Consider the following 26,453-nt stretch of genomic DNA (forward strand, 5'->3'; position numbering starts at 1 on the left):
TCGGAGCATTTCTTCACTTGGTCCAGTCCAGTTACAGCTCTAACGTAGAGGGATGGAGCTGGAACTGCGCCACCTGCGCATCATGTGCGCGATCGCCGAACTCGGGAGTATCACCAAAGCGGCGAACACGCTCGGAATGGCGCAGCCCGCTTTGACCGCACAACTGAAGCGCATCGAACGGACGCTCGGCGGGAAGCTCTTCCTGCGCGATCACACGGGGACCCGGCCGACCGCGCTCGGCCTCCTCGTCCTCGACCGGGCCAAGATGGTGCTCCCCGCCGTGTCGTCCCTGCATGACGAGGCGGCACGCCTCGCCCAGCACACCGGCACCGCCGAGCCGGTGACCCTGCGGCTCGGCTCGGCGACGGGACCGATGCTCGGGGCGCTCCTGCAGCGTCTCGGCACCACTCATCCCGACATCCATGTCGCCACGCATACCTCGTGGTCGGCCAACAAACTCGCGGACATGACCGCCGAGGGCGCGCTGGACTTCGCCTTCGTCGGCGTCTGCGGTGACGCCGCGCCGCCGCCGGAGCCCGGCGTCCGGTGGCGGACGCTCGCGCATCATCCGGTGTTCGTGCTGATGTCGGCGCGCGACGAGCGTGCCCAGCACGACGAGGTGGAACTCGGCGCGCTGGCGGACGAACGGTGGTGCGCGACCCCGGGAGACGGCTGCTTCGGCGACTGTTTCGCGTCCGCGTGCGCCAGGTCGGGGTTCACGCCGCGTTCGCTGTACGAGACCGATGTGCTGACCTGTATCGAGATGGTCGAATCGGGACACGCGGTGGTGCTGTGCCAGCCGCTGTTCCACGAGATCCCGGGTATCGTCGCCGTCCCGATCGCGGGGAATCCGCTGAGCTGGCGAAATCTCGTCGGCTGGTCGGAGCGAGGGGAGATGGGGCCCTTCGCCGCGGAGATGATCGCGCTGTCCCGCGCGGTGTACGGCGAACTGATCGACCGGCGGCCGACCTACTCGAAGTACCTCGAGTTGAACCCGGGTTATGGTGTCGACTACACGGACGCCGGGGTGCGCTGACCTGCGCCAAGCCTGGCAATAGGTCCAGTCCATTGGGGTAGGTATGACCTAAATGGTATGTACCTTTTGCCTGAGGCGCCTCGTACGGTCGGGGACGAGATCCCCTTCCGGTCCGTCTTGAGGAAGCGCCCAATGAACCGAAAGATCGTAGCGGCCGCCGCGGCGGCCATCACCGGCGCCGGCCTGGTCACGGCCATCGCGCTGACGCCGAGCGCCAGCGCGGGCCAGACCACCCCGGCGGCCGACCAGGAGATCGTCGCGGCCTTGTCGCGCGACCTCAAGATCAGTCCTGATCAGGCCAGGACCCGCCTCGCCGGTGAGCAGACGGCGGCCCGCGCCGACAGCGCCCTCAAGACCCGGCTCGGTTCGTCCTACGCGGGATCGTGGCTGGACGCGGCCGGGACCACGCTGACCGTCGCGGTCACCGACGCGGCACTGGAGGGCACGGTCCGCGCGGCGGGCGCGACCCCGAAGACCGTCGCGCGGAGCGCCGCCCAGCTCGACGCGGCGAAGCTGTCGTTGGACGCCAAGGGAACCAGCGCGCCGAAGTCCGTGCCCGGCTGGTACGTCGACGCCGCCACCAACTCGATCGTCGTCCTGGCCAACGCGGGCACCGAGGCCGCCGCGAAGTCGTGGGCCACCGCCTCCGGCGTGCGGGCCGACGCGGTGCGGGTCGAGGCCAGCACCGAGAGCCCGGTTCCGCTGATCGACGTCATCGGCGGCAACGCCTACACGTTCGGCTCGGGCCGCTGCTCGATCGGGTTCTCGGTCGAGGGCGGCTTCGTGACCGCCGGCCACTGTGGAACCACCGGAACGCGGACCTCGAACCCGAGCGGGACCGTCGCGGGCTCCAGCTTCCCCGGCAACGACTACGGGTGGGTCCGCGTGGACGCGGGCAACACCCCGCGCCCGCTGGTGAACCGCTACCCGGGCACCGTGCCGGTGGCGGGTTCGCAGGAGGCCGCGATCGGCGCTTCGGTCTGCCGCTCCGGGTCCACGACGGGCTGGCGCTGCGGCACCATCCAGCAGAAGAACGCCTCGGTGAACTATCCGCAGGGCACCGTTTCCGGTCTCACCCGGACCAGCGCCTGCGCCGAACCGGGTGACTCCGGTGGTTCGTGGCTCGCGGGCGATCAGGCGCAGGGCGTCACCTCCGGCGGTTCCGGCAACTGCAGTTCGGGCGGCACGTTCTACTTCCAGCCGATCTCGGAGATCTTGAGCGTCTACAGCCTGCGCCTGGTGACCTCCGGCTCGAACCCGCCGTCCAGCACCACCACGACGCCGACCAACACGACGACGTCGAACCCGCCCACCGGAACCTGGGCCGCCGGTACCACCTACGCCGCGGGTGCGACGGTCACCTACAACGGCGTTTCGTACCGGGCGCTGCAGGGCCACACCGCTCAGACCGGTTGGGAGCCGCCGAACGTCCCCGCCCTCTGGGCGCGCTCCTGACCGTCTAGCCGTCCGGGCCACACGCAGGGGTGCGCCCGGACCCGACCGCCCCCGACGTCGTCCGTGCGTCGGGGGCGGTCCCTTTTCCGGTGGCTGAAGGGGACTTTCCCCGCGTCTCGTGCGGCGAAGGGAGCTTTCCCCGCGTGGCATGCGGGGATGGCGTCCTTCACGTCGCAGATCCGGTGGTCACAGGGACTGTCGCGCGGGACTGTGAGGGACGCGGTCCGGCATGGGGATCGCGCCCGAACACGACACCTTTGCCTTACCCCTCGACAAATGGGTTCAGTGCAGGACTTTCAGCCCCACCACACAGGCGACGATCCCCACGATCAGCAGAATTTTGGCCAGTGAAGCGGTTTCCGCGCCCGACCACATGCCGTAGCCGACGGTGAGCGACGCCCCGATTCCGACCCAGACCGCGTAGGCGGTGCCGACCGGGAGATCCTTCATCGCGTAACCGAGACCCACCATGCTCGCCACCAGCGTGACGCCGAAGATCACCGACGGCGTCGGCCGGGACAGTCCTTCGGACCTGCCGAGGGCGGTGGCCCACACGGCTTCCAGGACACCCGAAACGATCAGCACAAGCCAGGACATGACGCGCTCCCAGAGCGCCGTCTTGTCGCTGGCCGGGTACGGCACCCACTCGTCCGGGGACCTCGATCACGAGGTTCCGTACCCAGGATCGCACACCGCCGGTGTAGGGCGCCCGCCGGTTTGACGAGGATCACCGACGCGGACGTGCCACTGTGGACGGTTGTAGCTTCAGTTTTGGCGTCCCGCCAGCACTTCGGATGTCGACCAAACGAGCAAACCCAGTTCCACACCGAGAAACCGGTCAGCGCCCAAGCGCTCGCGAACCCGGCCTTGCCTGCCGCTGACCATCGCCACCAGGTGCGGGCGGCCACCCGGTCCGACGGCCCGCCTTCCGCTCGGCCTGATCGACGGCGGGGAGTTCTCCGTCGCGATCCCGGTTGGGCCTGAGCTCAGCCCGAAAGCAGCGTGCGGGTCGTCCTGGCCACCAGGTCGACGGTGCGCGGCGGCGGTGCCTCGCCGCGGTCGAGATGCCTCCTCACCGCGGCGTAGGGGAGGTCGACGAGGGCCAGCATCAGTTCGTCGGTGCTCCGGCCGGTCAGCGGGCGCAGCCGTCGCACGACTTTGGTGATCGCCACGTCGAGCCGGCGGTTGGCTTCGTCCACGCGGGCACGGTCTTCGTCGTTCCAGTCGTCGACGCCGAGCGCGCGATTGCCCTCGCAGAGCAATTTTCCCTCGGCCGGATGGACGCGGCACCAGCGGACGACCTGCGCCGCCGCTTCGATGGCGGCCTCCAGGGGCGGTTCCTGCTCCAAGGCTTCGAGGTAGTCCTGCTGGAAGCGGGTCAGGGTGCGGAGCCAGACGGCCGCGAGCAGGGCCGGACGTCCGGGGAACCGGTGGTAGATCGACCCGCTCGGCGCCCCGACCTCGCGGGCGACGGCCGACATGGTCACCCCGGCGGCCCCGTCGGCGGCGAAGAGCCGCACCGCGGCGTCGAGGAAGTCGTCGGCGGTGTGCCGCGGTGGCCGTCCCATTTTCAGAGATTATCCTCTACTATGGTTTTAGGGGAAGGTCTCTAGAACTGGGAGGCGCGATGCGCGTATGGAACAGGCATTCCCGGCTGGTCGCTGCGGCACCGGAGCGTGTCGGAGCGCTGATCGACACGCTGGCCGGGGACGACGACAGGCTCTGGCCCGTCGACTTGTGGCCGCCGGTGCGGTTCGACCGGCCGCTCGGCGTGGGAGCCGACGGCGGACACGGGCCGGTGCGGTATTTCGTCGAATCCTACGAACCGGGGAGGTCGGTCCGGTTCCGGTTCACCGCGCCCCGCGGCTTCGACGGTTTCCACGAATTCACCCTGCGTGCGGCGGAAACAGGGGAGACCGAACTCGTACACCTCATGGTGTTGCGGCTCCGGCATCCCGCTTGGTTCACTTACCCGCTGCTCTGGCGGCCAATGCACGACGCCTTGTTGGAAGACTGCCTGGACCGTGCCGAGCGCGAACTCACCGGCACGGTCCGGAAGCCCGCGACATGGGGCCGTTACGTCCGGCTCCTGCGGAACCTGATCTCCGGCAAGAGGTTCTTCCGCTTGAGCGCGAACAAGGTCCCGCCGAGGAGGACGACGGCGATCAGGTAGCCCAGCGCCAGTGACACGGCACCACCGTTCGCGGGCGGGAGCAGAACACCGAACACCGCGCTGATCCCGGCGAGGATCCACCGCCCGCGGTCGGCGGTGAGGCTGACGGCGAGCAGCGCGATCGTCCACAGGAGATACCACGGCTGCACGACCGGCCCGAGTACCAGCATCGCGGCGAAGGTCAGTCCCGCGCCGTAGAGCGGGTGCATCTTCTCCCGGTAGGTGAGCCACAGCAGCCTGGCCCCGACGGCGAGGCCGAGGATCGCGCCGATGAGCGAGAACACCTTGATCGCGCCGTCGGTCAGGTCGGCGCCGAAGATCTTGCCGACGCCGCCGACGAGGAAGCCGAGTTCGTTGGTGGGCGCCATCCAGCTGTGGACCTGGCCGGAAACGCCGGGGAGTACGCGGACCCAGCCGAAACCGAGCCCGCTGCCGACCGAGATCGCGACGGTGACCGCGGCGAATCCGGCGGGCAGCCCGAGCGCCACCGCCACCCGGCCGGTGGGCGTCGCCCGGCGGAACAGGTCGACTCCGACGAACAGCAGACCCGCGACGGCCACGATCTTGATGTTCGCGGCGGCGCTTACCGCGATCACGCCCGCCGCGATCAGCGACGGCCGGGCGGCGCCGGTCTTCGCCGCTCCCATGAGGACGAGTTCCAGTCCGGCGACCATCAGCCCGACCATGAGCCCGTCGTTGTGCACGCCGGCCACGATGTGCCACAGCACCAGCGGGTTGAGCAGGGCCAGCCACAGCGCGATCGACGGCGAGACGCCGACGCGGCGGGCGAGCCGGGGGAGCGCCCACGCCAAGAGCGCGATACCGGCCAGCCCCAGCAGCCGGTGCAGCAGCAAGGTCGGGACGAAGTTCTCCCCGGCGATGTGGGCGATCGCGCGGGCCAGCGCGACGAACGCCGGTCCATAGGGCGCGGGCGTGTCCCGCCAGTAGTGGCTGACCGCCAGCGTCACCGGCGAGTCGGCGCCGAGTGCCTCCGCCGGCCCCACGAGATAGGTGTCGAACCCCTTCGCCGCGATGAGTCCCTGCGCCAGGTAGCTGTTGATGTCGCCGCTGAACAGCGGGCGGGCGACCAGCAGCGGCGCGCACCACGAGACCGCGATCCAGTACAGCCGCCGCTCGGGCAGTCCGGCGGCGAGCCGTCCGATGCCCAGCCAGGACAGCACCAGGGTGGCCATCCCGGTGACGCCCAGCGCCACCACCAGCACCGACGGCAGTCCGATGCCGGACGTGACCAGCACCAGTACCGCGATTCCAAGGAAACCCGCCCAGTGCAACGCCGAGCTGTTCAGCCCGGCCTTCTCCGGCGCGGGCAAGACGGTTTGCATGCGGCCAAACTACTCCAACTGCGAAATCCGGTTCCGCCGATCGTCCGAGAAACCGGCCGGGACGCTTCGAGACCGCGTCCGCTGGGTATCCCCGCGCTGGAGAGGCGGTGATGGGCGTGAAGAAACGCTGGGTGCGTCTCGGCGCGTTCGCCCTGGTCGGTTTGCTGATCGTCGGTGCTGCGTTGCAGTTCACCGGGCTGCTGTCGAAGCTCAACCCGTTCGGAACGTCCACTGTGGACCGCTCGCAGCCCGCGGTGCTGCAGGCCATGCGTGACCTCAGCCAGTATCACGCGGCTGTCGGCGACTACCAGGTCATCGTCGACATCGAGAAGGACGTCAAATGGGTGCCCGCGAGCATCGCTGGTGAACGTACCCTGTTCGTGGCGGCGGGCTCGGTCGACGCCTACGTCGACTTCGGCTCGCTGGTGGAGAACGCGCTCACCGTCTCGGAAGACCGGAAGTCGGTCGAAGTACGGCTGCCCGAACCTCAGCTGGCGAAACCTAATCTGGACAACGCGCGCAGCTACGTCTTCGGCCAGGAGCGCGGCCTGATCGACCGGCTCGGAGCGCTCGTCTCCGTGCCGGACCAGCAGCAGTTCTATGTCGCCGCGGAGAAGCGGATCGCCGAAGCGGCGCAACATTCCGGCCTCCTCGAACGCGCCAAGGTCAACACCAAGGCGATGCTCACGGGGATGCTGCAGGCACTGGGCTTCCGCGTGACGTTCCCGGCGGATCCGGCCATCTGACCGGCGGCCGGGAATTGCGCGTACGTGCGGTAATTGCCACTCTGCCCTTGACCGTGCGACCTCGTGCTGGTGGGCTCACGGTGACAATGGGAGGCACGATGGTGACGAAGCCGAAAGACGGCCTGATCTGTAAGCCGCTCGCCTCGGGTGAGGTCACCGTCGACGCTTCACCCGAGAGCGTGTACCGGCTGGTCAGTGACCCCGTCGCGATGGCGGAGTGCGCTGAGGAGCTTCGTAAGGCTCGCTGGATCCGCGGTGCGACCGAGGCCGCCGTCGGGAACCGGTTCGCGGGCAGCAACCGCAACGGCTGGCGGCACTGGGTGACCCACGCCGAAATCATCGAAGCCGAGCCCGGGCGCCGATTCGCCTACCGGGTGCGCACACAGTTCCGGGTGCCGATTTCGCGCTGGGAGTACGACATCCGGTCCGAAGGGGACGGTAGCCGCGTCACCGTGACGAACTGGCTGTGGATGCCGCCCTGGTTCGTCCCGATCGCCATCTTCATCACCGGCCAGTCCGACCGTGCCGGGGCCAACCGCGCCAACATCGCGATCACCTTGCAGCGGATGAAGGCCCGGGCCGAGGGCAGGGACTGGCGACGCGATTAGCGTCAGGTTCCGAAATTCTGCATTCCCCGGTCTTCCAGCTTGCGCATCACCGGGCCGCTCAGGAGACCGTGCACGAGGACCGATACCGCGATCGTGAGCGCGGTCACGCGCCACAGTGAGTCGGCCATCGGGAAGTCGCCGTGTCCGAGCGCGTAGGACAGGTAGTAGAGACTGCCGATCCCGCGGATGCCGAAGAACGCGATCGCCGTCGCCGCCGGACGCGTGGTGTTGCCGCCGATCAGGGCCAGTCCGCCGAACAGCGGGCGCACGACCACCACCGCGGCCACCGCCACCAGGACCTCGACCAGCCGTAGACCCGCCAGGAGCCCGTCGCCCAGAACGAAGCCGAGACCGAGCAAGGCCAGCGCGACGAAAAGCCGTTCCAGCTGATCACCGAACTCGTGCAGCACGCCGTGGTAGTCGTGCGAGCGCTCGCTGGCGCGGATGGTCGCGGCGGTGGCGAACACCGCGACGAAACCGATCCCGCCCAGCCACTCGCACAGCGCGAACGGGAGAAAGGCGATGGCCAGCACCACCAGCCCGTCGGAGTACTCACCCAGGCGCAGCCGGTCGTGCCGCACCCGGAACATGAGCCAGGACAGCAGCCAGCCACAGGCGAGGCCGACCACGACGGCGATCGCGAGCGGGCCGACGACCTCGGTCAGCAGCCACGGCACCGGAGACGTACTCGCCGTTCCGGCCAGTACGAGGGCCAGCAGGACGAACGGCATCGCCAGGCCGTCGTTGAGCCCGGCCTCCGAGGTCAGCGTGAACCTGATCTCGTTGTCCGAGCCTCGCCCGTCCTCGGTATGCGGCGCCGGTACCTGCACGTCGCTCGCCAGCACCGGGTCGGTCGGCGACAGCACGGCCCCCAGCAGCAACGCGGCGGCCGGGGACAGGGCGAGCGCCCACCAGCCGAGCAGCGCCACCGCGCCGATCGACAGCGGCAACGTGATCGCCAGCAGCCGCCATGTCGAGTTCCACGACTTCCAGCCGATCAGCCGGTCCGATTTCAGCCCCGCGCCCACCAGGGACACCAGGACACCGAGTTCGGTGATCACTTCGACGGCACCCACATGGGACCGGGGGTCGAGCACGCCTTGGCCGTAAGGGTGCCCGATGGGGAGCAGTCCGAAGACCAGCCCGCCCACCAGCAGGACCAGCGGCATCGACAGCGCGCGTTCGTGCAGCAAGTTCGGCAGCACCGCGGCACACAGCGCCAGAACGCCGGCTCCGGCGAGCAGTATCTCCATTCGCGCGGAGTACCCGCCCCGGACCCCGCGCAACCGGACGTGGCTCAGCCGTTTTGATGTCCTTTGTGGACTGTCAGCTCGATGCCCGAGGCGGGCCGGTACGGATGGGTGTCCACAGTGGCACCGCCGAGCAGCCGCCGCAGGCGGCAGACCTCGGCAGCTCGGCATCGCCTCGCCGCTGGCGTAGGTGGGGCAAAGACCAGTACGAATCGCGAGCCGTCGCCGGTCATCGGCGAAGTGCTGGTCTACCTCGACGACCACACGTCAGCGGTACCTACGTGTCGACGTTGTCCTCCATCGCGGCGCTCGGCTGGGCCGGCGACCAGGTGGAGGAGTCATTGCCGGGCGGGTAGGCCAGACAACGAATCGCCGCTGAAGTGCCTTGGACTGCACTGAATCAGGAGTATAGCAAGCTTATGCGCAACGATTCGGCCTTATCGGCACACCGGGACGGCGGATATCGTCGTCGGTATGAAGGTCGCTGTCCACCAGGGCTCCTACGCCGAACTCCCCGCCGCGGTCGCGGCGTCGGACGCCGATCTCGTGGTCACCGCCGAAATGATCACCACCGGCTACCACATCGGCGCCCGTTCCCATGAGCTCGCCGAACCGGCCGACGGCCCGACGGCGGCGCGGATGTCCGCGCTGGCCGCGGAAACCGGCGTCGCGCTGGCTTACGGCTATCCCGAACGCGACGGCGCCCACGTCTACAACAGCGTCCAGCTGATCGGTCCCGACGGCCGAGGTCTGGCGAACTACCGTAAGACACATCTGTTCGGCGACATCGACCGCTCCTGGTTCGACCCGGGCACCGAGGCGGTCGTACGCGCCGATCTCGGCGGTGTCTCCGTCGGCCTGGTGATCTGCTACGACGTCGAGTTCCCCGAGCTGGTGCGGGCCCACGCGCTGGCCGGGACCGAACTGCTGCTGGTGCCGACGGCGCTGATGAGCCCGTACGAACTGGTCGCCGACACGCTGGTGCCCGCCCGCGCCTACGAAAGCCAGCTGTTCGTCGTCTACGCGAACCGGTGCGACACCGAACAGGAACTGACCTACTGCGGCCGGTCCTGCGTCGTCGCCCCGACCGGTGAAGTGCTCGCCCGCGCGGGCGCCGGTCCGGAGCTGATCAGCGCCGACGTCGACCGGGCCGCGCTACTCGCTTCCCGCGCCGAAAACACCCACCTGGCCGACCGACGGCCCGAGCTGTACCGAGGACTTTCCGCATGACTTCCGCCCTCCCGACCGCGATCCACCACGACGAACCCGCCGGCCGTCCGATCACCATGTTCGGCCCCGACTTCCCGTTCGCCTACGACGATTTCCTCGCCGACCCGGCCGGGCTCGGCTCGGTCCCGGCAGACCGCCACGGCACCGAGGTGGCGGTGATCGGCGGTGGCCTTTCCGGCATCGTCACCGCGTACGAACTGATGAAACTCGGCCTGCGCCCGGTCGTGTACGAGATCGCCGAGATCGGCGGCCGCCTGCGCACCGTGAACTTCCCCGGCTGCCCGGACGACGTCGTCGCGGAGATGGGCGCGATGCGCTTCCCGCCCGCGTCCACCGCGCTCTTCCATTACATCGACAAGGTCGGTCTGGAGACGGCGCCGTTCCCGAACCCGCTGGCTCCGGGGACGCCGAGCACCGTCGTCGATCTCAAGGGGGAGAGCCACTACGCGCGCACGGCGGACGAACTCCCCGCCGTCTTCGGCAAGGTCGCCGCCGCCTGGGACAGCACGCTGACCGAGCAGGCCGCGTTCACCGAGATGCAGACCGCGATCCGGGCCCGCGACACGAAGACGATCAAGCGGCTGTGGAACGAACTCGTGCCGCGGCTGGACGACCAGACGTTCTACGGTTTCCTCTGCGACTCACCCGCGTTCGCCTCCTTCCGCGACCGCGAGATCTTCGGCCAGGTCGGCTTCGGCACCGGCGGCTGGGACACCGACTTCCCGAACTCCATCCTGGAGATCCTGCGGGTGGTCTACACCGGCGCCGACGACGAGCACCGCGGCATCGTCGGCGGCAGCAGGCAGCTTCCGTCGCGGCTGTGGGAACACGCGCCCGAGGACATCGCGTTCTGGCCCGCCGGAACGAGTTTGAGCTCACTGCACGGCGGAAGCCCGAACCCCGGCGTCGCCAGGCTGCACCGCACCGCGCCGAACAACATCACCGTGACCGACACCGAAGGCCGCATCCGCACCTGTCCCGCGGCGGTGTTCACCGCGCAAAGCTGGATGCTGCTGTCGAAGATCGAATGCGACGAGGCGCTGTTCCCGATCGATCACTGGACCGCGATCGAGCGCACGCACTACATGGAGTCGTCGAAGGTCTTCGTCCCGGTGGACCGGCCGTTCTGGCTGGACAAGGACCCGGAGACCGGCCGCGACACGATGAGCATGACGCTGACCGACCGCATGCCGCGCGGCACCTACCTGCTCGGCGACGACCCGGACGCGCCCGCGGTGATCTGCCTGTCCTACACCTGGGCCGATGATTCGCTGAAGTGGCTGCCGCTCTCGATCTCCGAGCGTGTCGAGGTGATGCTCCAGTCGCTGCGGGAGATCTATCCCGGCGTCGACGTCCGGCGGCACATCATCGGCGACCCGGTGACCGTGTCGTGGGAGGCCGAACCGCATTTCATGGGCGCGTTCAAGGCCAACCTGCCCGGCCACTACCGCTACCAGCACCGGCTGTTCACGCACTTCATGCAGGACGGCCTCGAAGCGCGTCACCGCGGCCTCTTCCTCGCGGGCGACGACGTTTCGTGGACGGCGGGCTGGGCCGAAGGCGCCGTCCAGACGGCGTTGAACGCGGTGTGGGGCGTGCTGAACCACTTCGGCGGCGAGACCAACCCGGCGAATCCGGGGCCGGGCGATGTCTACGACGACATCGCGCCCATCGAACTGCCCGACTGAGCCCGGCGGTTCGTGAGTCGGGCCGTGGCGGCGGCCAGGAGAACGCCGAGGACCGCGCCGAGGGTGTTCATCAGCCAGTCGTTGGTGTCGCACGCACGGCCGATCGCGGGCACGAGGGCCTGCAGGGTCTCGACCACCGCGGACAGCGCCGAGCCCACGGCGAGCGTCGTCAGCGGGCGCCGGGACGCCAACGCGGCGAAGTACACCGGTGGCAGGAGCAGCGCGACGTTGGCCAGGAGTTCCACCGCGCCCAGTGTGGGCAGAGAGAACTGGACCGTGCACAGGACCTCGCCGACCGTCCTGCCGGTGGGCACCAGCGCCAGCGCGAAGACCGGCACCAGGGACACCCCGGTGAGCGCCCACAGGATCCGGCGCCTGCCCGCGAGCAGGTGACCGAGGACGGCACAGACGAGCGCGACCAGCAGGATCGCCACCGGCACGAGCGCCGAGTGGTCGAGCAGGAAGTTCGTGATCATGGCCGGCCGATCCTACGATCACCCCCGCTCAGGCGGTGAACTCGACCTCCACCGCGGGCACCACGCGTAACCGCCCGCCGGGATGGATCGCCGTGCCCAGGATCAGGTTGTGCCGGGCGATGACCTGCTCGGCGGTCAAGCCCGTGGTGGGATCGCCGTCGGCCGACGGTGCGTGGCCGTCGCCGACCAGTACGACGTCCAGGCCGTGGCTCTGCGCGGACCGGGCGGTGGCGTCGACGCAGTAGTCGGTCGCCAGTCCGGTCAGCACCACCGTGTCCACGCCCCGTTCGACGAGCAGCGCCGCCAGCCCGGTCCGGTAGAACGAATCCGTCGCCGTCTTCTCGACCACGACGTCGATCGGTTCGAGGCCGAGCAGCGGGCTGAGCCGGGTACCCGGTGACGCCGGGTCGAAGTCGGTGCCGGAGGCGCCGATCTGCCTCAGCGCGATCACCGGAACCCCCTGCTCGCGGGCCTCGCCCGCCAGCGCGGCGATCCGGGTGGCCAGTTCCTCGCCGCGCCAGACCAGGGGAACGAGCAATTCCTGCATGTCGACGATCAGCAGCGCGGCTCTCATATCCAGAAAGCCTAGGGCAGCGCCGCGGGCGATTCGGCCTCCGGGATGAGCAGCCGCGGCACCCCGGTGCCGTCGAAGCGCAGACCGGAGCCGCTTTGGCGGCTCCGCGCGCCTGGCTTGCCAAGCTTCTTGTAAGCGCTTTCAGGACGACGGTCGAAAATGCCACCGAAGTCACTTTTCCAGCCGGGGAACCAGGGGACGCGGCCGCCGAGGTAGCCGTCGCCGTCGCCACGCCGAGATCCGTGCCTTCGGCAAACTGGACAGGATGACCACGATGTAGCGGTCGCCCTCCCCGACGAGTCCGGTCGTGTGCACGTCCACGGCACCGCCCACGGCCGGTCGTGGAAGGCCGACGGGATACCGAAGTGCTGGTCGAACCCGTCGGCGCCTGTCTTGCTCGCTTCTCGCAGCGGCTTCAGGAACAGACCACGATGATCGTCTCTGGACATCGACACCATGTTCGACGAACGAACCAGGCCCATCGCCGTGCCCGGTGATCGGCGACCGGGGGTCATATGCGAGCGCGGTGCCGGTGACCGGTCCCGCTGCCGGACCGCGTCCCACACAGTCCCGCACGAGAACTTCCTGTGACCACTAGATCCGGAAGGGGGGGTGTGGAAATAGGGACATTGAGTGTCCCTATTTCCACACACCCCTCAACCGGCGCCACCTTTGCCTTACCCCTCAATAGAACCCGAATCGCCACTCACGACCCGGACCCTCGCAATTAGGCGACTGGTTGCGCCGAGGGGGCGTCACGTGAGTTCGGAGGAGACGACCGAGGGCAAGCTCCGCAGCCTGTCCAGTAGCGGCTCGACCTCGTCCTCTCCGAGCAGGACAGCGCAGGTCATGGTGCTTTCCCGGACCCCGTCGCGAACGTCGACGGACAGTTCGTGGACGAGGCAGCCGAGCGCGTCGACCAGGCCGGGGATTTGTTCGACGCCGCCGACGAAGTAGGTGGCGATCCGGCGGCGGACCATCAGGGACGAGCGGGGAGCGGGAACCTGGAACGTGGTGAGCGACATCGTGGTCTCCAAGAAACGGGACGAATCGGCCAAGAGGGCCAGGTCCCGGGATACCCCGTATCGAGGGGTCGCCGGAATGCGCGCCGGCGACCTGGTTCAGCCGGCGCGCTTGAGTACGAGTCGAGACCAGCGCTGCACGGCGACAGGCTAGCACGCCCTACCGGTGAGTCACGAGAGCCGCAGCCGTGGCCCCTGCTCGCGGACGTGCGCGGGGGAGCCGCAGTCCAAATCCAACTGGCGCTGCCGTTCGGCGACGAAAGCCCGTCCGAGACCCGTCCGGTCCGAAGTGGACATGGTGCGCCGGAGTTCGTTCAGCAGTCCGCGCTCTTCCGAACGGATATGCGTGTCGACCGAATTCTCCAGCGACACCAACGCTTTTTCGAAGTCGTCGGGTTCGAGGATCGCCAGCAACTCGGCGGCGAGACCGCTCTCCGTCGCATCGGGAGAGACAATCCGTTCCGTGGCGGTGACGTGGGCGACCAGCAGTGCCGACAGCTCCGCGACCAGTGCCGGACGGTCGGCCTCGTCGTTGCGGAGGTCCCGGAACAGCTGCTCGATCCGGCGGTGGTCGGCAAGGACGACCTCGACCAGGTCGGACCCCGGGGGAGCAGCCGTCGGACCCGGCCGCATCCAGCCGAACGTCAGTTCCACGGCCTGCCGCCAATGCGCGTACTCGCTGTCGCGGCGGGCGGGGTTCATCGACGGCAGCCATTGCCCGGCGCGGTGCCAATTACGGCGCAAGCCCTCCAGGTCCGGCCAGTACCCGACCGACAACCCGGCCGCGTACGCCGCGCCCAGCGACACCGTCTCGGCGACCATCGGGCGGACGACCGGTACGTCGAGCACGTCGGCGACGAACTGCATCAGCAGGTTGTCCGCGGTCATCCCACCGTCCACTTTGAGCGTGGACAGGGCGAGCCCGGAGTCGGCGTTCATCGCGTCGACGACCTCGCGTGTCTGCCAGCCTGTCGCCTCCAGCACGGCGCGAGCGAGGTGCCCCTTGGTGATGTAAGACGTCAGCCCGGCGATCACGCCGCGCGCCTCGCTGTGCCAGTGTGGCGCGAACAGGCCCGAGAAAGCGGGCACGATGTAGCAGCCACCATTGTCCTCGACCGTGCGGGCCAGCGTCTCGATCTCGGGTGCGCTGCCGATCAGTTCGAGCCCGTCCCGGAACCACTGCACCAGCGACCCGGTGACCGCGATCGAGCCTTCCAGCGCGTACACGGCGGGCTCGTCGCCGATCTTGAAGCCGACGGTGGTCAGCATTCCGTGGGTCGAGAGCACCGGCGTCGGACCGGTGTTGAGCAGAAGAAAACTGCCGGTGCCGTACGTGCATTTCGCTTCACCGGGCGCGAAGCAGGTCTGGCCGAACAACGCCGCCTGCTGATCGCCGAGCGCCGCCGCGATCCGGATCCCGGGCACCACGCGCGAGGTCGTCCCGTACACCTCGGTCGACGACCGGATCTCCGGCAGCATCGCGCGCGGGACGTCGAAGAACTCCAGCAGTTCGTCGTCCCACGACAGCGTCCGCAGGTTCATCAGCATGGTGCGCGATGCGTTGGTGACGTCGGTGACGTGGACGCCGCCCTCCGGACCGCCGGTCAGGTTCCAGATCAGCCAACTCTCGACCGTCCCGAACAGGACGTCGCCGCGCTCGGCGCGTTCCCGCAGGCCGGGGGCCCTTTCGAGCATCCACCGGATACGGGGCGCGGAGAAATACGTGGCCAGCGGCAGCCCGCACAGCCGCCGGACACGGTCGGCGCCCGGCTCGCGGGCGAGTTGTTCGAGCATCGCGTCGGTGCGGGTGTCCTGCCAGACGATCGCGCGCCCGACCGGATTGCCGGTGTGCCGGTCCCACAGCACGGTGGTCTCACGCTGGTTCGCGATGCCGAGGCCGACCACCTGCCCGGCTTCGGCGCCGGCGTCGGCCAGCGCCTGCGGCACGATCCGGCCGACGTTGCGCCAGATCTCCGCCGCGTCGTGCTCCACCCAGCCCGGCCGGGGGAAGTGCTGCTGGTGCTCGCGCTGTGCGACCGACACGAGCCTGCCGCGTGCGTCGAACAGGATGCACCGCGTCGAGGTGGTGCCCTGGTCGATCGACATCACGTAGCGGTGGACCACGCGAGCACCTCCATCACCATCGGGACGCGCCGAGATCGCGGGAGACCGCCCGTGCCGCGTCGCGCACGTGGCCCAGCAGCCGCGGGATCGGGCTGCCGTCGGCCTCGCAGATCCGTTCCGCCGCGCCGGACACCCCGATCGCGCCGACCACGATGCCGCCGTGGCCGCGGATCGGCGCCGCTATCCCGGCCTCGCCGGTGATCATCTCGCCGTTTTCACTCGCCCAGCCCGCCTCGCGCACCTTGCCGCAGGCGCGTTTGAGAGCGGTCTGGGTGACCAGGGTCCGGCGGGTGTAGGCCTCCGGCCCGCCGGTGCGCAACGATGCCACGAGACCGGTGTCGTAGGCCAGAAGTACTTTTCCGAGCGCGGTCGCGTGCAACGGCAGGAGCGTGCCGACATCGAGCGTCTGCAGGCTGTCGTCCGGCCGGAACACGTGGTGCACCACCAGGACCCGGCCCTCCAGCGGAGCGCCGATCCGGACGGCCTCGCCGCTGCGCGCGGCCAGCGCGTCGGCCCAGTTGATCGCGCGCGAGCGGAGTTCGTTGACGTCGAGGTAGCTCGTGCCCAGGTGCAGCAGTGCCGCGCCGAGCTGGTACTTGCCGCTGTCACGGTCCTGTTCGACGAACCCGACACCCTGCAGCGTGCGCAGGATCCCGTGCGCCGTTCCCTTGGCGAGTTCGAGGGAATCGGCGATCTCACCGACCCCGAGACGCCCCGAACCACGCGCCAGCAGCCGCAGGATCGCGGCGGCGCGCTCGATGGACTGGATCGGACCGGGCACGGTACAACCGTAGCCCGACCGGCCCTGATTCGACAATGTCGAACATCGTCCCCGGGTGTTCGACAATGCCGACCGGGGTCCGTTGACCCCGGGTTTCCGTGAACTTAACTTCGGCTTCAGCAGGGCAACGGTGTCCTTTGTGGAGGAAGCAATGGTGCGAAACCTCAAGGCTCGCGGACTCGCGGGCGAACTGGCGGCGGAGTTCGTCGGGACGATGATCCTCATCCTGTTCGGCTGCGGGGTGGTGGCTCAAGTCGTCGCCGCGGGTATCGGGGATCACGACAGCATCGCGTGGGCCTGGGGCATCGGCGTCACGCTCGGTATCTACGTGGCTTCGCGGATCAGCGGGGCGCATCTCAACCCCGCCATCACCGTGGCACTCGCGGTGTTCAAGGGCTTCTCGTGGCGCAAGGTCGCCCCGTACGCCCTCGCGCAGACCGCCGGCGCGTTCCTCGCGGCGATGCTGGTGCGCTGGAACTACACCGAGGTGCTCAACGCGGCCGACCCCGGTCTGACGATCAAGACCCAGGGCGTCTTTTCCACCCTTCCGGGTAACGGAACCCTGCCGGTGGGTGACTGGGGTGCCTTCCGCGACCAGATCATCGGCACCGCCATTCTCGCGTTGGTGATCTTCGCCATTACCGACCTCCGCAACACCTCGCCCGCCGCGAACCTCGCCCCGGTCGTCGTCGGTTTCTCCGTCGTCGCGATCGGCATGGCCTGGGGCACCAACGCCGGTTACGCGATCAACCCCGCCCGCGACTTCGGCCCGCGCCTCGCGTCCTGGCTCACCGGCTACGACACCGCGTTCACCGACCAGTACGGCTACCCGTACTGGTGGATCCCGATCGTCGCACCGATCATCGGCGCAGTCATCGGCGGCGCGATCTACAAGTTCTTCATCGAGCGCTACCTGCCCGCCGATCCGGCACCGGAGTCGTTGCCCGCCAAGGATCTCAAGACCGCCGCCTAAGCATCCGAAGGAGAGAATCCATGCCTGACTACATCGGCGCCGTCGACCAGGGCACCACCAGCACGCGGTTCATGATCTTCGACCACGGCGGCAACGAGATCGCCCGCCACCAGCTGGAGCACGAGCAGATCCTGCCGAAGCCCGGCTGGGTCGAACACGACCCGACCGAGATCTGGGAGCGGACCCGTTCGGTCATCGCCACCGCGCTCAACAAGGCGAACCTCACCGCGGGCGACCTCGCCTCGCTCGGCATCACCAACCAGCGCGAGACCACCGTCGTGTGGAACCGCCACACCGGGCGCCCGTACTGCAACGCCATCGTGTGGCAGGACACCCGCACCGACCGGATCGCCTCGGCGCTGGAGCGGTCCGGCAAGGGCGACGTCATCCGCCGCAAGGCGGGCCTGCCGCCCGCGACGTACTTCTCCGGCGGCAAGCTGCAGTGGATCCTGGAGAACGTCGACGGCGTCCGCGAAGACGCGGAGAAGGGCGACGCGCTCTTCGGCACCACCGACTCCTGGCTGATCTGGAACCTCACCGGTGGGTCCGACGGCGGTGCGCACGTCACGGACCCGACCAACGCGTCGCGCACGATGCTGATGGACCTCGAAACGCTGGAGTGGGACGACGAACTGCTGTCGTTCTTCGACATTCCGAAGCAGATGCTGCCGACGATCCGGCCGTCGTCGAACAACGGCCACTTCGGGACCACCCGCGCGGACGGCCCGCTCGGCGGCGAGGTGGCCATCACCGGTGTGCTGGGCGACCAGCAGGCGGCGACCGTCGGCCAGGTGTGCTTCCGCCCCGGCGAGGCCAAGAACACCTACGGCACCGGTAACTTCCTGTTGCTCAACACCGGCCACGAGGTCGTTCGCTCGAAGCACGGCCTGCTCACGACGCTGGCCTACCAGTTCGGCGACGACAAGCCGGTGTACGCGCTGGAAGGCTCGATCGCCGTCACCGGTTCCGCCGTGCAGTGGCTGCGCGACCAGCTGGGCATCATCAGCGGAGCCTCGCAGAGCGAAAGCCTCGCCCGGCAGGTCGAGGACAACGGCGGCGTCTACTTCGTACCGGCGTTTTCCGGACTTTTCGCGCCTTACTGGCGTTCCGACGCCCGCGGCGCGATCGTCGGTCTCACCAGGGCGACCACCAACGCACATCTCGCGCGGGCGACGCTCGAAGCGATCTGCTACCAGACCCGCGACGTCGTCGACGCCATGCAGAACGACTCCGGTGTCACGCTCGACGTGGTGCGGGTGGACGGTGGCGTGACCGCGAACGAACTGTGCATGCAGCTCCAGGCCGACATCCTCGGCGTTCCGGTCTCGAAGCCGGTCGTCGCCGAGACCACCGCGCTCGGGGCCGCCTACGCGGCCGGGCTGGCCGTCGGGTTCTGGGAGTCCACCGACGAGCTGGAACAGAACTGGAACGAGGACAAGCGCTGGGCCCCGTCGTGGACGGACGAACAGCGCGCCGAGGGCTACGCGGGCTGGCAGAAGGCCGTCGGCCGCACGCTCGACTGGGTCGAGGTCGAGTGAGCCCGATGAACCCGAGGAAGAACAGAAGGAACACTGTGACATCAGGACTGACACCCGTACCGCTTTCCCCGGTCTACCGTGCCGAGACGCTGCGCAAGCTGGCTCGCGAAGAGGTCGACGTGCTGGTCGTCGGCGGGGGAGTGACCGGTGCCGGCGTCGCGCTCGACGCGGCGTCGCGCGGGCTCTCCGTCGCGCTCGTCGAGGCCCGCGACTTCGCCGCCGGTACGTCCAGCCGGTCGAGCAAGCTGATCCACGGCGGACTGCGCTACCTGGAGAACCTGGACTTCAAGCTGGTCCGTGAGGCGCTGAAGGAACGAAGCCTGCTGCTGCAGACCCTGGCGCCGCATCTGGTCCGGCCGGTGAAGTTCCTGGTGCCACTCAAGCACCGAGTCTGGGAACGCGGCTACATCGGCGCCGGCGTGACGCTCTACGACACCCTCGGTGGGGCTCGCGCGCTGCCGCGCCACCGGCACCTGTCCAAGCGCGGCGCGGGCAAGGTCGCACCCGGCCTCGCCGATGACGCCCTCATCGGCGCGATCCAGTACTACGACGCCCAGGTCGACGACGCTCGCCACACGATGACGATCGCCCGTACCGCGGCCGAACAAGGCGCTTCCGTCCTCACCCGGGCCCGGGTCACGTCGCTCATCCGCGACGGCGAACGCGTCGTCGGCGCCAAGGTCGTCGACCGCGAGAGTGGCGCGGAGATCGAGGTCCGGGCGAAGACGGTCGTCGCGGCCACCGGTGTGTGGAGCGACGACATGGCCGAGGCCGCGGGCATCCCGGCGCCGTTCACCGTGCGCGCGTCGAAGGGTATCCACCTGGTGGTGCCGCGCGAGAAGATCGACCTGGACACCGGGCTGATCCTGCGCACCGAGAAGAGCGTCCTGTTCGTCATCCCGTGGGGACGGCACTGGATCGTCGGCACCACCGACACCGAATGGGACCTCGACCGCGAGCATCCGGCGGCCAGCCAGGCGGACGTCGACTACGTGCTCGGCCACCTCAACGCCGTCCTGCGCACGCCGCTCACCGCCGACGACATCGAAGGCGTGTACGCCGGGCTTCGGCCGTTGCTGGCCGCGAAGGCGACTTCGACGACGAAGCTGTCGCGGGAGCACGCGGTGGCGCATCCCGTGCCTGGTCTGGTGATCGTGGCCGGTGGCAAGTACACGACCTACCGCGTGATGGCCGCGGACGCGGTCGACGTCGCGGTGGAGGACCTCGGCCGTCCGGCGCCGTCGTCGTGGACCGAACGCCTGCCGATCGTCGGTGCGGCGGGCTACCACGAATTGTGGGGCGCGCGGCATTCGCTCGCCCAGCGCGCCGGGTTGCCGCTCAGCCGGATCGAGCACCTTCTCCAGCGGTACGGCACCGCGACCGAGGACATTCTCGCGTCCATTGTGGACCTTCCCGAGCTCGGGGATCCGATCCCGGGAACGGCGGAGTATCTCAAGGCGGAGGCCGTCTACGCGGTCTCGCACGAGGGCGCGCTGCATCTGGAGGACGTCCTCACCCGCCGGACGCGTATCTCGATCGAGGAACGCGATCGCGGTGTGACCGCGGCGCCGGTGGTGGCCGCGCTGATGGCGCCGCTGCTGGGCTGGGACTCGCACCGGCAGCAGCGCGAGGTCACCAACTACCTCGCCCGGGTCGAGGCGGAACGCTCCGCGCAGGCCCAGCCGGACGACGAAGCGGCGAACGCCAGCCGTCTCGCCGCTCCGGCCTTGCTGCCGAGCTGACCTGAGCTGGAGGGGCCCTTCACCGCATACCACGCGGCGAAGGGCCCTTTCGTCGCGTCACATGCGGGCATGGTTCCCTTCAGCTCGCCTACTTGAGCCAGTCGAGGTACCGGGTCGCGGCGATGCGGGCGCCGTCCTTGGTGGTGAGGACGTCGCCCTTGACGGCGGAGAACATGCCCGCGGTCTCGTCGACGGTCACCGAACGCGTGTCGCCCTTGGCGGACGAGGTGATCCGGCCGGCTAGCCGAAGGGTGCTGGTTGTCGTGACGACCGGTCCGTGCCTGACCACCGCTGCCCCCAATGCCACATTGGAGACGCTCAGTGTCCCCAATGGCGCATTGGGACAGCGGTCCCGCGGTGCCGTGCCGCGTGGGCCGCCCGCCCGACCTGGGCCGAAGGCGTCCCTCGGCGGACCACGCGCTGATCGCCGCACTCCGGCACGATGGCCGCACGAGCATCGCGGACCTCGCCGCCGCGGCGGGCCTGGCACCGGCCACCGCGACCCGCCGCTTGGCAGGCCTTCGCGAGCGGGGAGTGCTGTTCTTCGACGTCGAGATCAGCGCTGCCCTGTACGGCGTGACCACCCAGGCGTTCCTCTGGATTGCCGTCCCGCCGTCGGACCTCGACGAGGTGGCGACGACTTTAACCACTCACGAGGAATTGGCCGTCGTCGTCGCCACGACCGGGCCCACGAACCTGGCCGCGCAGACGTTGTGCCCGGATCCCGCCGCGCTACACCGCTATCTCACGCACCGGCTCGGCGCACTGCGCGCGATCCACACGGTGCACACCGCGCCGGTGCTGGAAATCGTGAAGGCGGTCGGACCGCTCACGCGGTGAACCGGTCGGCGTGCTCGCTCACCCACTGCGCGAAGGTGCGGGCGGGGCGCCCGGTGATCTGTTCGATGGTGTCGACCACGGTCCTTGCCTCCTTCGGTGGATCACCGTGCCAGCCGACGACGTATTCGGCGTCCGCCACCGAGACGCCGCCGGCGAGCAGCCGATCGATCCCCTGCTGCCGGGTGATCTGGTCCAGCTCGAGGTCGCGGCCGAGGGCGGCGCCGAGGATCGCGATCCGTTCGCGAGTGGTCAGCGCTTCCGGGCCGGTCAGGTTGTAGACCTGGCCAGAGTGCCCGTCCTCCACGAGCGCGGTGGCGGCGACGGCGCCGATATCGCCCTCGTGCACCACCGCGCTGGGGAGGTCGAACGGCTCGCGGACCACACCGTCGGCGCGAACGGAGTCGATCCAGGTCAGGGAGTTGGACATGAATTCCTGCGGCTCCAGCCGCGTCCATTCCACGCCGGACTCGGCCATGGCCTGTTCCGTCGGCCCGACGTAGCCGCCCCACACGATCGTCATCCGGCGCACGCCCGCGTCGACGGCGCGCTTGACCAGTTCCGCGCCGACGTCGGCGAGTCCGGCGGTGACGGTGATGTGCAGCCGGGTGACGCCCTCGAAGGCTTCGGTCAGCGTTTCCGGCGCGGTGTGCGTGCCTTCCACCAGTTCGACCCCCGCCGGAAGCCGGGCTCCGGCGGGATTCCGGGTGAGCGCCCGGACACGTTCTCCGCGGCGGACGAGTTCGGCCACCACGTGGCGGCCGGTGTTCCCGGTGGCCCCTGTTACCAAGACGGTCATCGTTGTTCCCTTCGTTTCTCAGGAAGGTAAAAGCTCAAGTAATGTGGAGGTCAAGTGGACCGGTCGGTGAGCTAACGCAGACCCTGCTCATGGTCAGTGGCTCTACCTGTCGCCCTGCCGTACACCGCCAAGTGGCGCAACCGGCGGCGCCCAGTGGCCGGGTGACGTGTCAAGTCTTAGTTCACGGCAAAAATTAACGGAGACCGTACTTGTCCGAAACTCTTGACGCCGCCGCCTTGTCCGGTGAGGATCGGCCGGTCCCCGCCTTCCGCAGAATGGACCAGACCATGGCAAGACGTCCTCGTGCGTCGTCCCGTGCGCGCCGAAGTCCGCTCATCGCCTTGATGAGCCTCACCCTGCTCGGCGGGGCCGTGGTGGCCGCGCCGCCGGCGTGGGCGGCCGAGCAGCCGGTGATCGGGAAGCCCCCGCTCGACCGGGACGGCTGTGCCCGGATCGAGAAGGTTCTGCCGACGCTCGCCGACTGGCCGAAGGTCGAGAGCCGGTTCAAGGGCAAGGCCGGTGACGAGGCGCGGATCGCCCAGATCCTCGGGGGAATGACCCTCGAGGAGAAGGTCGGGCAGATGACACAGCCCGAGATCGCCGCCGTCACCCCCGACGAGGTCCGCCAGTACTCCATCGGCTCGGTCCTCAACGGCGGCGGTTCATGGCCGAACCAGGACAAGCACGCGTCCCAGCAGGACTGGCTGAAGCTCGCCGACTCCTATTGGGACGCCGCGAAGACCAGCCGGACGAAGATTCCGGTGATCTGGGGCATCGACGCCGTGCACGGCAACAACAACGTGTACGGCGCCACCGTCTTTCCGCACAACATCGGCCTCGGCGCGGCGCACGACCCGTGCCTGGTGCGCGACATCTCCGCGGCGACGGCCCGGCAGATCCGCGCCACCGGCCAGGACTGGGCGTTCGCGCCGACGCTGGCCGTCGTGAAGGACGACCGCTGGGGCCGCACCTACGAAGGGTTCTCCGAGGACCCTCGCATCACCCGCGCCTACGGCTACGAGGCGATCAACGGGCTCCAGGACGGATCGACCAAACGTATCGGCTACAACGGCGTCATCGGCACCGCCAAGCACTTCATCGGTGACGGCGGCACCCTCAAGGGGCAGGACCAGGGCGTCACCCCGTCGTCCGAAGCCGAGATGATCAACGTCCACGGTCAGGGCTACTACGGCGCGCTCGCGGCAGGCTCGCAGACCGTGATGGTGTCGTTCAACAGCTGGACCAACGCCGAACTCGGCATCGACGAGGGCAAGCTGCACGGCAGCGACAAGGCGCTGAACCAGATCCTCAAGGGCAAGATGGGCTTCGACGGCCTCGTCGTGTCCGACTGGAACGGCATCGGCCAGGTTCCCGGCTGCACCAACGCGTCCTGCCCGCAGGCGATCAACGCCGGCATCGACATCGTGATGGTCCCGCACGACTGGAAGGCGTTCATCACGAACACCGTCGCGCAGGTCAACGGCGGTCAGATCCCGGTATCGCGGATCGACGACGCGGTGACCCGCATCCTTCGCGTCAAACTGCGCTCGGGACTTTACGAGTCGCAGAAGCCGTCGGACCGTTCCTACGCCAACTCCGACGAAGCGTTGAAGGAGACCTGGCTGGCACGCGACGCGGCCCGCTCGTCACAGACGTTGTTGAAGAACAACGGCAACGTCCTTCCGCTGAAGCCGAAGTCGAAGGTGCTGGTGGTCGGCAAGAGCGCGGACAGCATCCAGAACCAGACCGGCGGCTGGACGCTGAGCTGGCAGGGGACCGGCAACACCAACTCCGACTTCCCGAACGCGACGTCGATCCTCGCCGGGCTCAAGCAGAACCTCGGCGACGTTAATGTCACTTTCGATGAGAAGGGTGACGCCGACCCCGCGGGCTACGACGCGGTCATCGCCGTCATCGGTGAGACCCCGTACGCGGAAGGCGTCGGAGACCTGACCCGCAAGACGCTCGAGGCCTCGAAGCTCTATCCCGAGGACCTGGCCGTGCTGGACAAGGTCCGCGGCAAGGGCGCCCCCGTCGTCACGGTCTACGTCGGCGGCCGCCCGCTGTACATGAACAAGGAGATCAACCGCTCCGACGCGTTCGTGGCGGCCTGGCTGCCCGGCACCGAAGGCGGCGGCGTCGCCGACGTGCTCGTCAAGGGCGGATTCAAGGGCGCTTTGCCGTACTCGTGGCCCAGGAGCGCGTGCCAGACGCCGTTGAACGCGGACTCGGTCGAGTACGACCCGTTGTTCAAACTGGGTTACGGCCTCAAGACCGGACAGCGCGTTACCATCGGGCAGCTGGATGAGGCTGTCGGCCCGGTGACCTGCGGGTCGACCGGTGGCGGTGGCACCGCGACCGAGGATCTCGAAGTGTTCAATCGCACGGATGTCGCGCCGTACATGGGTTTCATCGGCTCCGCGCAGAACTGGGGCGGCACCGGGATCGGCCCGGACGGCGCCGCTTCGCACGCCGAGATCGACGTCGTCCAGTCCGATGTGAACGTCCAGCAGGACGGGCTCAAGTCGACCTGGACCGGCATCGGCCCGGCGCAGCTCTACTTCCAGAACCCGGCCGGTACCAACGATTTGCGCGGATACCTCAACGCCGACGCGGCACTGGAGTTCGACACGATCGTGCATCAGGCACCGGCCGGCCGGACGGTGATCAGCATGCACTGCGTCTACCCGTGCTTTTCCGAGGTGAACGCGACCAAGCTGTTCACCGACCTGGCGGGCGCGCCGAAGTCGACGGTGAAGATCCCGGTGTCGTGCTTCGCCAACGGGCTGGACCTGCAGAACGTCAACACACCGTTCCTGGTGTACACCGACGGGCGGTTCTCGGCCTCGTTCGCGAACGTTCGGTGGGTACCCAAGGCAGCCAAGGATCCCGACGCGAGACCGTGTTCGAGCTTGAGCTGACCTTGGGTCTCGTGGGTGGTAAAGACGGTTGGAGCCAACCGTGTCTCAGGTACGTGCCGTCCCATCAGTCATGCGAAACCACCAATTCGGTCGGGGTGGTCGTGAGTGGCGATTCGGCTCAGAACCGCGCCTCACCGCTCACGACGCGGATTCCGTAGCGGCCGGCGGACTTGCGCAGGGTGTAGCGAATGTCCCCAATGGGGCGTTGGAGACGCTCAGCGTCTCCAACGCCCCATTGGGGACACGCCCAGCCCGTCCCTGCCGCTGTCCGACCGGGACGGACGCGCTCAAGAAGGGCGGTTCATGTCCGGGATCTCGATGTTCACCGGCCTGCCTTCCGAGAGCCACAGCCGGATGTACTGCCGGATCGCCTCGTCCAGCACCCAGGCGAACGGTGGCACCAGACGAGCAGGTCCGCGAAGTGGCTAGGCGGTTCCTGGTCCCGATGCTGTGGCCGCGACAAGGCCGCTGATCAGCAGATCCAAGGCCCGGGCGAAGTCCCGTTCGGGATCGGCCGCCGTCAGCACGGGTAGCGCGCGGCTGAAGTTCGGCAGGACCGCCGGGTCGATCCGCCGGAGATAGTGATCCGTCCGCTCCTGCTCGGTTTCGCCGCGGCGCTGAGTCGTGAAGCCGGCGGTTGTCAGCAGCAAGGAACCGAAGACGAGGCTGTTCAGCGCGCCCAGCGTCTGGCGGATTCCGTCGTCTTCGAAACCCGCCTCGTAGAGCGCGCCGACGAGATCGTTGATCGGTCGCAGGGCCCGCAGCGAGTTCGGATTGGCCTCGTCGGTGACCAGCGCCATCGGCACGACCGGATGCCGGGCGAGCGCGCGATAGCTGTTGAGCACGGTGACCCGTACCCTTTCCTGCCACGGTGAATCCGGATCCGCGCGTTCGATCTCGCTGTAGACGCGTTCCGCGATGCCGTCGAGGATGTCGGTCTTGTTCTGGACGTGGTTGTACAGAGCCATCGCTTCGACGCCGAGCGTCTTGGCGAGCTTGCGCATCGACAGCCCCTTGAGGCCCTCCTCGGCGGCCAAGGCGAGTGCCGCGTCCAGGACCTTCTCCCGGTTCAACGGTTCTCGTCGCGTCATCACGGGCGCCTCTCGTTTGACAGGTTTACGGTGTATCTATCATATT

26 protein-coding genes and 1 riboswitch are annotated in these 26,453 nt (G+C 68.6%); of the genes, 13 read left to right on the forward strand and 13 right to left on the reverse strand.

All coding sequences use genetic code 11. The features are described from left to right. The first annotated feature begins 52 nt into the window (after positions 1 to 52). Positions 53 to 1,036: a LysR substrate-binding domain-containing protein gene (locus tag ACM6LU_RS25215; RefSeq protein WP_414940234.1), complete on the forward strand. Its 984-nt coding sequence runs from the start codon at positions 53 to 55 to the stop codon at positions 1,034 to 1,036. 132 nt (positions 1,037 to 1,168) lie between these two features. Continuing rightward, the gene (locus tag ACM6LU_RS25220) at positions 1,169 to 2,491 is read left to right on the forward strand and encodes an alpha-lytic protease prodomain-containing protein (RefSeq protein WP_414940235.1); all 1,323 of its coding nucleotides are present in this window, start codon (positions 1,169 to 1,171) and stop codon (positions 2,489 to 2,491) included. Between the two features lie 282 nt (positions 2,492 to 2,773). Here ACM6LU_RS25220 and ACM6LU_RS25225 read toward each other — a convergent pair whose 3' ends face one another. Beyond that, positions 2,774 to 3,088, reverse strand: a complete 315-nt coding sequence (locus ACM6LU_RS25225) for a DMT family transporter (RefSeq protein WP_414940236.1) — start codon at positions 3,086 to 3,088, stop codon at positions 2,774 to 2,776. A gap of 11 nt (positions 3,089 to 3,099) precedes the next feature. Then, positions 3,100 to 3,167, reverse strand: a riboswitch (guanidine-III (ykkC-III) riboswitch). A 310-nt stretch (positions 3,168 to 3,477) separates the two neighbouring features. Next, positions 3,478 to 4,059 (reverse strand): TetR/AcrR family transcriptional regulator, encoded by a 582-nt coding sequence (locus ACM6LU_RS25230; RefSeq protein WP_414940237.1) that lies wholly within the window; start codon positions 4,057 to 4,059, stop codon positions 3,478 to 3,480. Positions 4,060 to 4,118: 59 nt separating this feature from the next. On the opposite strand from ACM6LU_RS25230, the gene ACM6LU_RS25235 reads away from it, so the two are divergent. Further along, entirely contained in the window at positions 4,119 to 4,664 is a 546-nt protein-coding gene (locus ACM6LU_RS25235; protein WP_414940238.1) for an SRPBCC family protein, read from the forward strand. On the opposite strand, the gene mptB is transcribed toward ACM6LU_RS25235, so the two are convergent. Further along, complete coding sequence (mptB, locus tag ACM6LU_RS25240; RefSeq protein ID WP_414940239.1) at positions 4,568 to 6,007, reverse strand: polyprenol phosphomannose-dependent alpha 1,6 mannosyltransferase MptB; 1,440 nt, start codon at positions 6,005 to 6,007, stop codon at positions 4,568 to 4,570. The two genes, ACM6LU_RS25235 and mptB, sit on opposite strands and share 97 nt — an antisense overlap. 110 nt (positions 6,008 to 6,117) lie before the next feature. Between mptB and ACM6LU_RS25245 the strand changes: the two genes are divergently transcribed. Together ACM6LU_RS25245 and ACM6LU_RS25250 are read left to right on the forward strand one after the other, a co-directional pair. Further along, positions 6,118 to 6,753 carry a DUF4230 domain-containing protein gene (locus ACM6LU_RS25245; protein ID WP_414940240.1) on the forward strand — a complete coding sequence of 212 codons (636 nt, stop codon included), beginning with the start codon at positions 6,118 to 6,120 and terminating at the stop codon, positions 6,751 to 6,753. A gap of 98 nt (positions 6,754 to 6,851) precedes the next feature. Next, the gene (locus ACM6LU_RS25250; RefSeq protein ID WP_414940241.1) at positions 6,852 to 7,361 is read left to right on the forward strand and encodes an SRPBCC family protein; all 510 of its coding nucleotides are present in this window, start codon (positions 6,852 to 6,854) and stop codon (positions 7,359 to 7,361) included. Between the two features lie 2 nt (positions 7,362 to 7,363). Here the strand turns inward: ACM6LU_RS25250 and ACM6LU_RS25255 are convergent, their stop codons facing one another. Continuing rightward, complete coding sequence (locus ACM6LU_RS25255; protein ID WP_414940242.1) at positions 7,364 to 8,614, reverse strand: cation:proton antiporter; 1,251 nt, start codon at positions 8,612 to 8,614, stop codon at positions 7,364 to 7,366. 104 nt (positions 8,615 to 8,718) lie between these two features. Between ACM6LU_RS25255 and ACM6LU_RS25260 the strand changes: the two genes are divergently transcribed. The 3 genes from ACM6LU_RS25260 (at position 8,719) to ACM6LU_RS25270 (ending at position 11,529) form a co-directional block, all read left to right on the forward strand. Beyond that, positions 8,719 to 8,967 carry a hypothetical protein gene (locus ACM6LU_RS25260; protein WP_414940243.1) on the forward strand — a complete coding sequence of 83 codons (249 nt, stop codon included), beginning with the start codon at positions 8,719 to 8,721 and terminating at the stop codon, positions 8,965 to 8,967. A 118-nt stretch (positions 8,968 to 9,085) separates the two neighbouring features. Beyond that, positions 9,086 to 9,841, forward strand: coding sequence for a carbon-nitrogen hydrolase family protein (locus tag ACM6LU_RS25265; RefSeq protein WP_414940244.1), 756 nt, complete (start codon positions 9,086 to 9,088; stop codon positions 9,839 to 9,841). Further along, a complete protein-coding gene (locus ACM6LU_RS25270; protein ID WP_414940245.1) occupies positions 9,838 to 11,529 on the forward strand; it encodes a flavin monoamine oxidase family protein in 1,692 nt (563 codons plus the stop codon). Before ACM6LU_RS25265 ends, ACM6LU_RS25270 begins: the two co-directional genes overlap by 4 nt. Here ACM6LU_RS25270 and ACM6LU_RS25275 read toward each other — a convergent pair. The 6 genes from ACM6LU_RS25275 to ACM6LU_RS25300 all read right to left on the reverse strand — a co-directional run bounded on the left by ACM6LU_RS25275 (position 11,493) and on the right by ACM6LU_RS25300 (position 16,506). Further along, positions 11,493 to 12,005 carry a VanZ family protein gene (locus ACM6LU_RS25275; protein ID WP_414940246.1) on the reverse strand — a complete coding sequence of 171 codons (513 nt, stop codon included), beginning with the start codon at positions 12,003 to 12,005 and terminating at the stop codon, positions 11,493 to 11,495. The genes ACM6LU_RS25270 and ACM6LU_RS25275 overlap by 37 nt on opposite strands. Positions 12,006 to 12,033: 28 nt before the next feature. Continuing rightward, a complete protein-coding gene (locus tag ACM6LU_RS25280; protein ID WP_414940247.1) occupies positions 12,034 to 12,579 on the reverse strand; it encodes an isochorismatase family protein in 546 nt (181 codons plus the stop codon). An 11-nt stretch (positions 12,580 to 12,590) separates the two neighbouring features. Beyond that, positions 12,591 to 13,028, reverse strand: coding sequence for a hypothetical protein (locus tag ACM6LU_RS25285; protein ID WP_414940248.1), 438 nt, complete (start codon positions 13,026 to 13,028; stop codon positions 12,591 to 12,593). A 306-nt stretch (positions 13,029 to 13,334) separates the two neighbouring features. Next, on the reverse strand, positions 13,335 to 13,604 hold the full coding sequence (locus tag ACM6LU_RS25290) for a hypothetical protein (RefSeq protein WP_414940249.1): 270 nt from the start codon (positions 13,602 to 13,604) through the stop codon (positions 13,335 to 13,337). A 168-nt stretch (positions 13,605 to 13,772) separates the two neighbouring features. Then, entirely contained in the window at positions 13,773 to 15,725 is a 1,953-nt protein-coding gene (glpK, locus tag ACM6LU_RS25295) for a glycerol kinase GlpK (RefSeq protein WP_414940250.1), read from the reverse strand. A gap of 13 nt (positions 15,726 to 15,738) precedes the next feature. Beyond that, positions 15,739 to 16,506: an IclR family transcriptional regulator gene (locus ACM6LU_RS25300; RefSeq protein WP_414940251.1), complete on the reverse strand. Its 768-nt coding sequence runs from the start codon at positions 16,504 to 16,506 to the stop codon at positions 15,739 to 15,741. Between the two features lie 151 nt (positions 16,507 to 16,657). Between ACM6LU_RS25300 and ACM6LU_RS25305 the strand changes: the two genes are divergently transcribed. Genes ACM6LU_RS25305 through glpD form a run of 3 tightly spaced genes read left to right on the forward strand, consistent with a single transcriptional unit; the run spans position 16,658 to position 20,759 of the window. Beyond that, positions 16,658 to 17,479, forward strand: a complete 822-nt coding sequence (locus ACM6LU_RS25305) for an MIP/aquaporin family protein (RefSeq protein WP_414940252.1) — start codon at positions 16,658 to 16,660, stop codon at positions 17,477 to 17,479. 20 nt (positions 17,480 to 17,499) lie between these two features. Then, positions 17,500 to 19,017 (forward strand): glycerol kinase GlpK, encoded by a 1,518-nt coding sequence (glpK, locus tag ACM6LU_RS25310; protein WP_414940253.1) that lies wholly within the window; start codon positions 17,500 to 17,502, stop codon positions 19,015 to 19,017. A 5-nt stretch (positions 19,018 to 19,022) separates the two neighbouring features. Further along, positions 19,023 to 20,759, forward strand: coding sequence for a glycerol-3-phosphate dehydrogenase (gene glpD / locus ACM6LU_RS25315; RefSeq protein ID WP_414940254.1), 1,737 nt, complete (start codon positions 19,023 to 19,025; stop codon positions 20,757 to 20,759). 88 nt (positions 20,760 to 20,847) lie between these two features. On the opposite strand, the gene ACM6LU_RS25320 is transcribed toward glpD, so the two are convergent. After that, complete coding sequence (locus ACM6LU_RS25320; RefSeq protein ID WP_414940255.1) at positions 20,848 to 21,066, reverse strand: hypothetical protein; 219 nt, start codon at positions 21,064 to 21,066, stop codon at positions 20,848 to 20,850. Between the two features lie 23 nt (positions 21,067 to 21,089). Between ACM6LU_RS25320 and ACM6LU_RS25325 the strand changes: the two genes are divergently transcribed. Beyond that, on the forward strand, positions 21,090 to 21,599 hold the full coding sequence (locus ACM6LU_RS25325) for an Lrp/AsnC family transcriptional regulator (protein ID WP_414940256.1): 510 nt from the start codon (positions 21,090 to 21,092) through the stop codon (positions 21,597 to 21,599). On the opposite strand, the gene ACM6LU_RS25330 is transcribed toward ACM6LU_RS25325, so the two are convergent. Beyond that, a complete protein-coding gene (locus tag ACM6LU_RS25330) occupies positions 21,589 to 22,395 on the reverse strand; it encodes an NmrA family NAD(P)-binding protein (protein WP_414940257.1) in 807 nt (268 codons plus the stop codon). The genes ACM6LU_RS25325 and ACM6LU_RS25330 overlap by 11 nt on opposite strands. 344 nt (positions 22,396 to 22,739) lie before the next feature. On the opposite strand from ACM6LU_RS25330, the gene ACM6LU_RS25335 reads away from it, so the two are divergent. Next, a complete protein-coding gene (locus ACM6LU_RS25335; protein WP_414940258.1) occupies positions 22,740 to 25,316 on the forward strand; it encodes a glycoside hydrolase family 3 protein in 2,577 nt (858 codons plus the stop codon). Between the two features lie 425 nt (positions 25,317 to 25,741). On the opposite strand, the gene ACM6LU_RS25340 is transcribed toward ACM6LU_RS25335, so the two are convergent. Next, a complete protein-coding gene (locus ACM6LU_RS25340) occupies positions 25,742 to 26,407 on the reverse strand; it encodes a TetR/AcrR family transcriptional regulator C-terminal domain-containing protein (RefSeq protein WP_414940259.1) in 666 nt (221 codons plus the stop codon). Positions 26,408 to 26,453: the final 46 nt, after the last annotated feature.

Origin of the sequence: Amycolatopsis sp. cmx-11-51, from assembly GCF_047608665.1 — a bacterium.
Lineage (GTDB): Bacteria > Actinomycetota > Actinomycetes > Mycobacteriales > Pseudonocardiaceae > Amycolatopsis.

Coding starts and splice junctions, on each gene's coding strand:
- ACM6LU_RS25290 (WP_414940249.1), bottom strand. CDS start 13,604: ATGTCGCTCACCACGTTCCAGGTTCCCGCTCCCCGCTCGTCCCTGATG.
- ACM6LU_RS25265 (WP_414940244.1), top strand. CDS start 9,086: ATGAAGGTCGCTGTCCACCAGGGCTCCTACGCCGAACTCCCCGCCGCG.
- ACM6LU_RS25250 (WP_414940241.1), top strand. CDS start 6,852: ATGGTGACGAAGCCGAAAGACGGCCTGATCTGTAAGCCGCTCGCCTCG.
- ACM6LU_RS25330 (WP_414940257.1), bottom strand. CDS start 22,395: ATGACCGTCTTGGTAACAGGGGCCACCGGGAACACCGGCCGCCACGTG.
- ACM6LU_RS25220 (WP_414940235.1), top strand. CDS start 1,169: ATGAACCGAAAGATCGTAGCGGCCGCCGCGGCGGCCATCACCGGCGCC.
- ACM6LU_RS25305 (WP_414940252.1), top strand. CDS start 16,658: ATGGTGCGAAACCTCAAGGCTCGCGGACTCGCGGGCGAACTGGCGGCG.
- ACM6LU_RS25280 (WP_414940247.1), bottom strand. CDS start 12,579: ATGAGAGCCGCGCTGCTGATCGTCGACATGCAGGAATTGCTCGTTCCC.
- ACM6LU_RS25275 (WP_414940246.1), bottom strand. CDS start 12,005: ATGATCACGAACTTCCTGCTCGACCACTCGGCGCTCGTGCCGGTGGCG.
- ACM6LU_RS25230 (WP_414940237.1), bottom strand. CDS start 4,059: ATGGGACGGCCACCGCGGCACACCGCCGACGACTTCCTCGACGCCGCG.
- ACM6LU_RS25255 (WP_414940242.1), bottom strand. CDS start 8,614: ATGGAGATACTGCTCGCCGGAGCCGGCGTTCTGGCGCTGTGTGCCGCG.
- ACM6LU_RS25215 (WP_414940234.1), top strand. CDS start 53: ATGGAGCTGGAACTGCGCCACCTGCGCATCATGTGCGCGATCGCCGAA.
- glpD (WP_414940254.1), top strand. CDS start 19,023: ATGAACCCGAGGAAGAACAGAAGGAACACTGTGACATCAGGACTGACA.
- glpK (WP_414940253.1), top strand. CDS start 17,500: ATGCCTGACTACATCGGCGCCGTCGACCAGGGCACCACCAGCACGCGG.
- ACM6LU_RS25335 (WP_414940258.1), top strand. CDS start 22,740: ATGAGCCTCACCCTGCTCGGCGGGGCCGTGGTGGCCGCGCCGCCGGCG.
- ACM6LU_RS25245 (WP_414940240.1), top strand. CDS start 6,118: ATGGGCGTGAAGAAACGCTGGGTGCGTCTCGGCGCGTTCGCCCTGGTC.
- ACM6LU_RS25225 (WP_414940236.1), bottom strand. CDS start 3,088: ATGTCCTGGCTTGTGCTGATCGTTTCGGGTGTCCTGGAAGCCGTGTGG.
- ACM6LU_RS25260 (WP_414940243.1), top strand. CDS start 8,719: ATGGGTGTCCACAGTGGCACCGCCGAGCAGCCGCCGCAGGCGGCAGAC.
- ACM6LU_RS25235 (WP_414940238.1), top strand. CDS start 4,119: ATGCGCGTATGGAACAGGCATTCCCGGCTGGTCGCTGCGGCACCGGAG.
- ACM6LU_RS25270 (WP_414940245.1), top strand. CDS start 9,838: ATGACTTCCGCCCTCCCGACCGCGATCCACCACGACGAACCCGCCGGC.
- ACM6LU_RS25340 (WP_414940259.1), bottom strand. CDS start 26,407: ATGACGCGACGAGAACCGTTGAACCGGGAGAAGGTCCTGGACGCGGCA.
- ACM6LU_RS25285 (WP_414940248.1), bottom strand. CDS start 13,028: ATGTCCAGAGACGATCATCGTGGTCTGTTCCTGAAGCCGCTGCGAGAA.
- mptB (WP_414940239.1), bottom strand. CDS start 6,007: ATGCAAACCGTCTTGCCCGCGCCGGAGAAGGCCGGGCTGAACAGCTCG.
- ACM6LU_RS25325 (WP_414940256.1), top strand. CDS start 21,090: ATGGCGCATTGGGACAGCGGTCCCGCGGTGCCGTGCCGCGTGGGCCGC.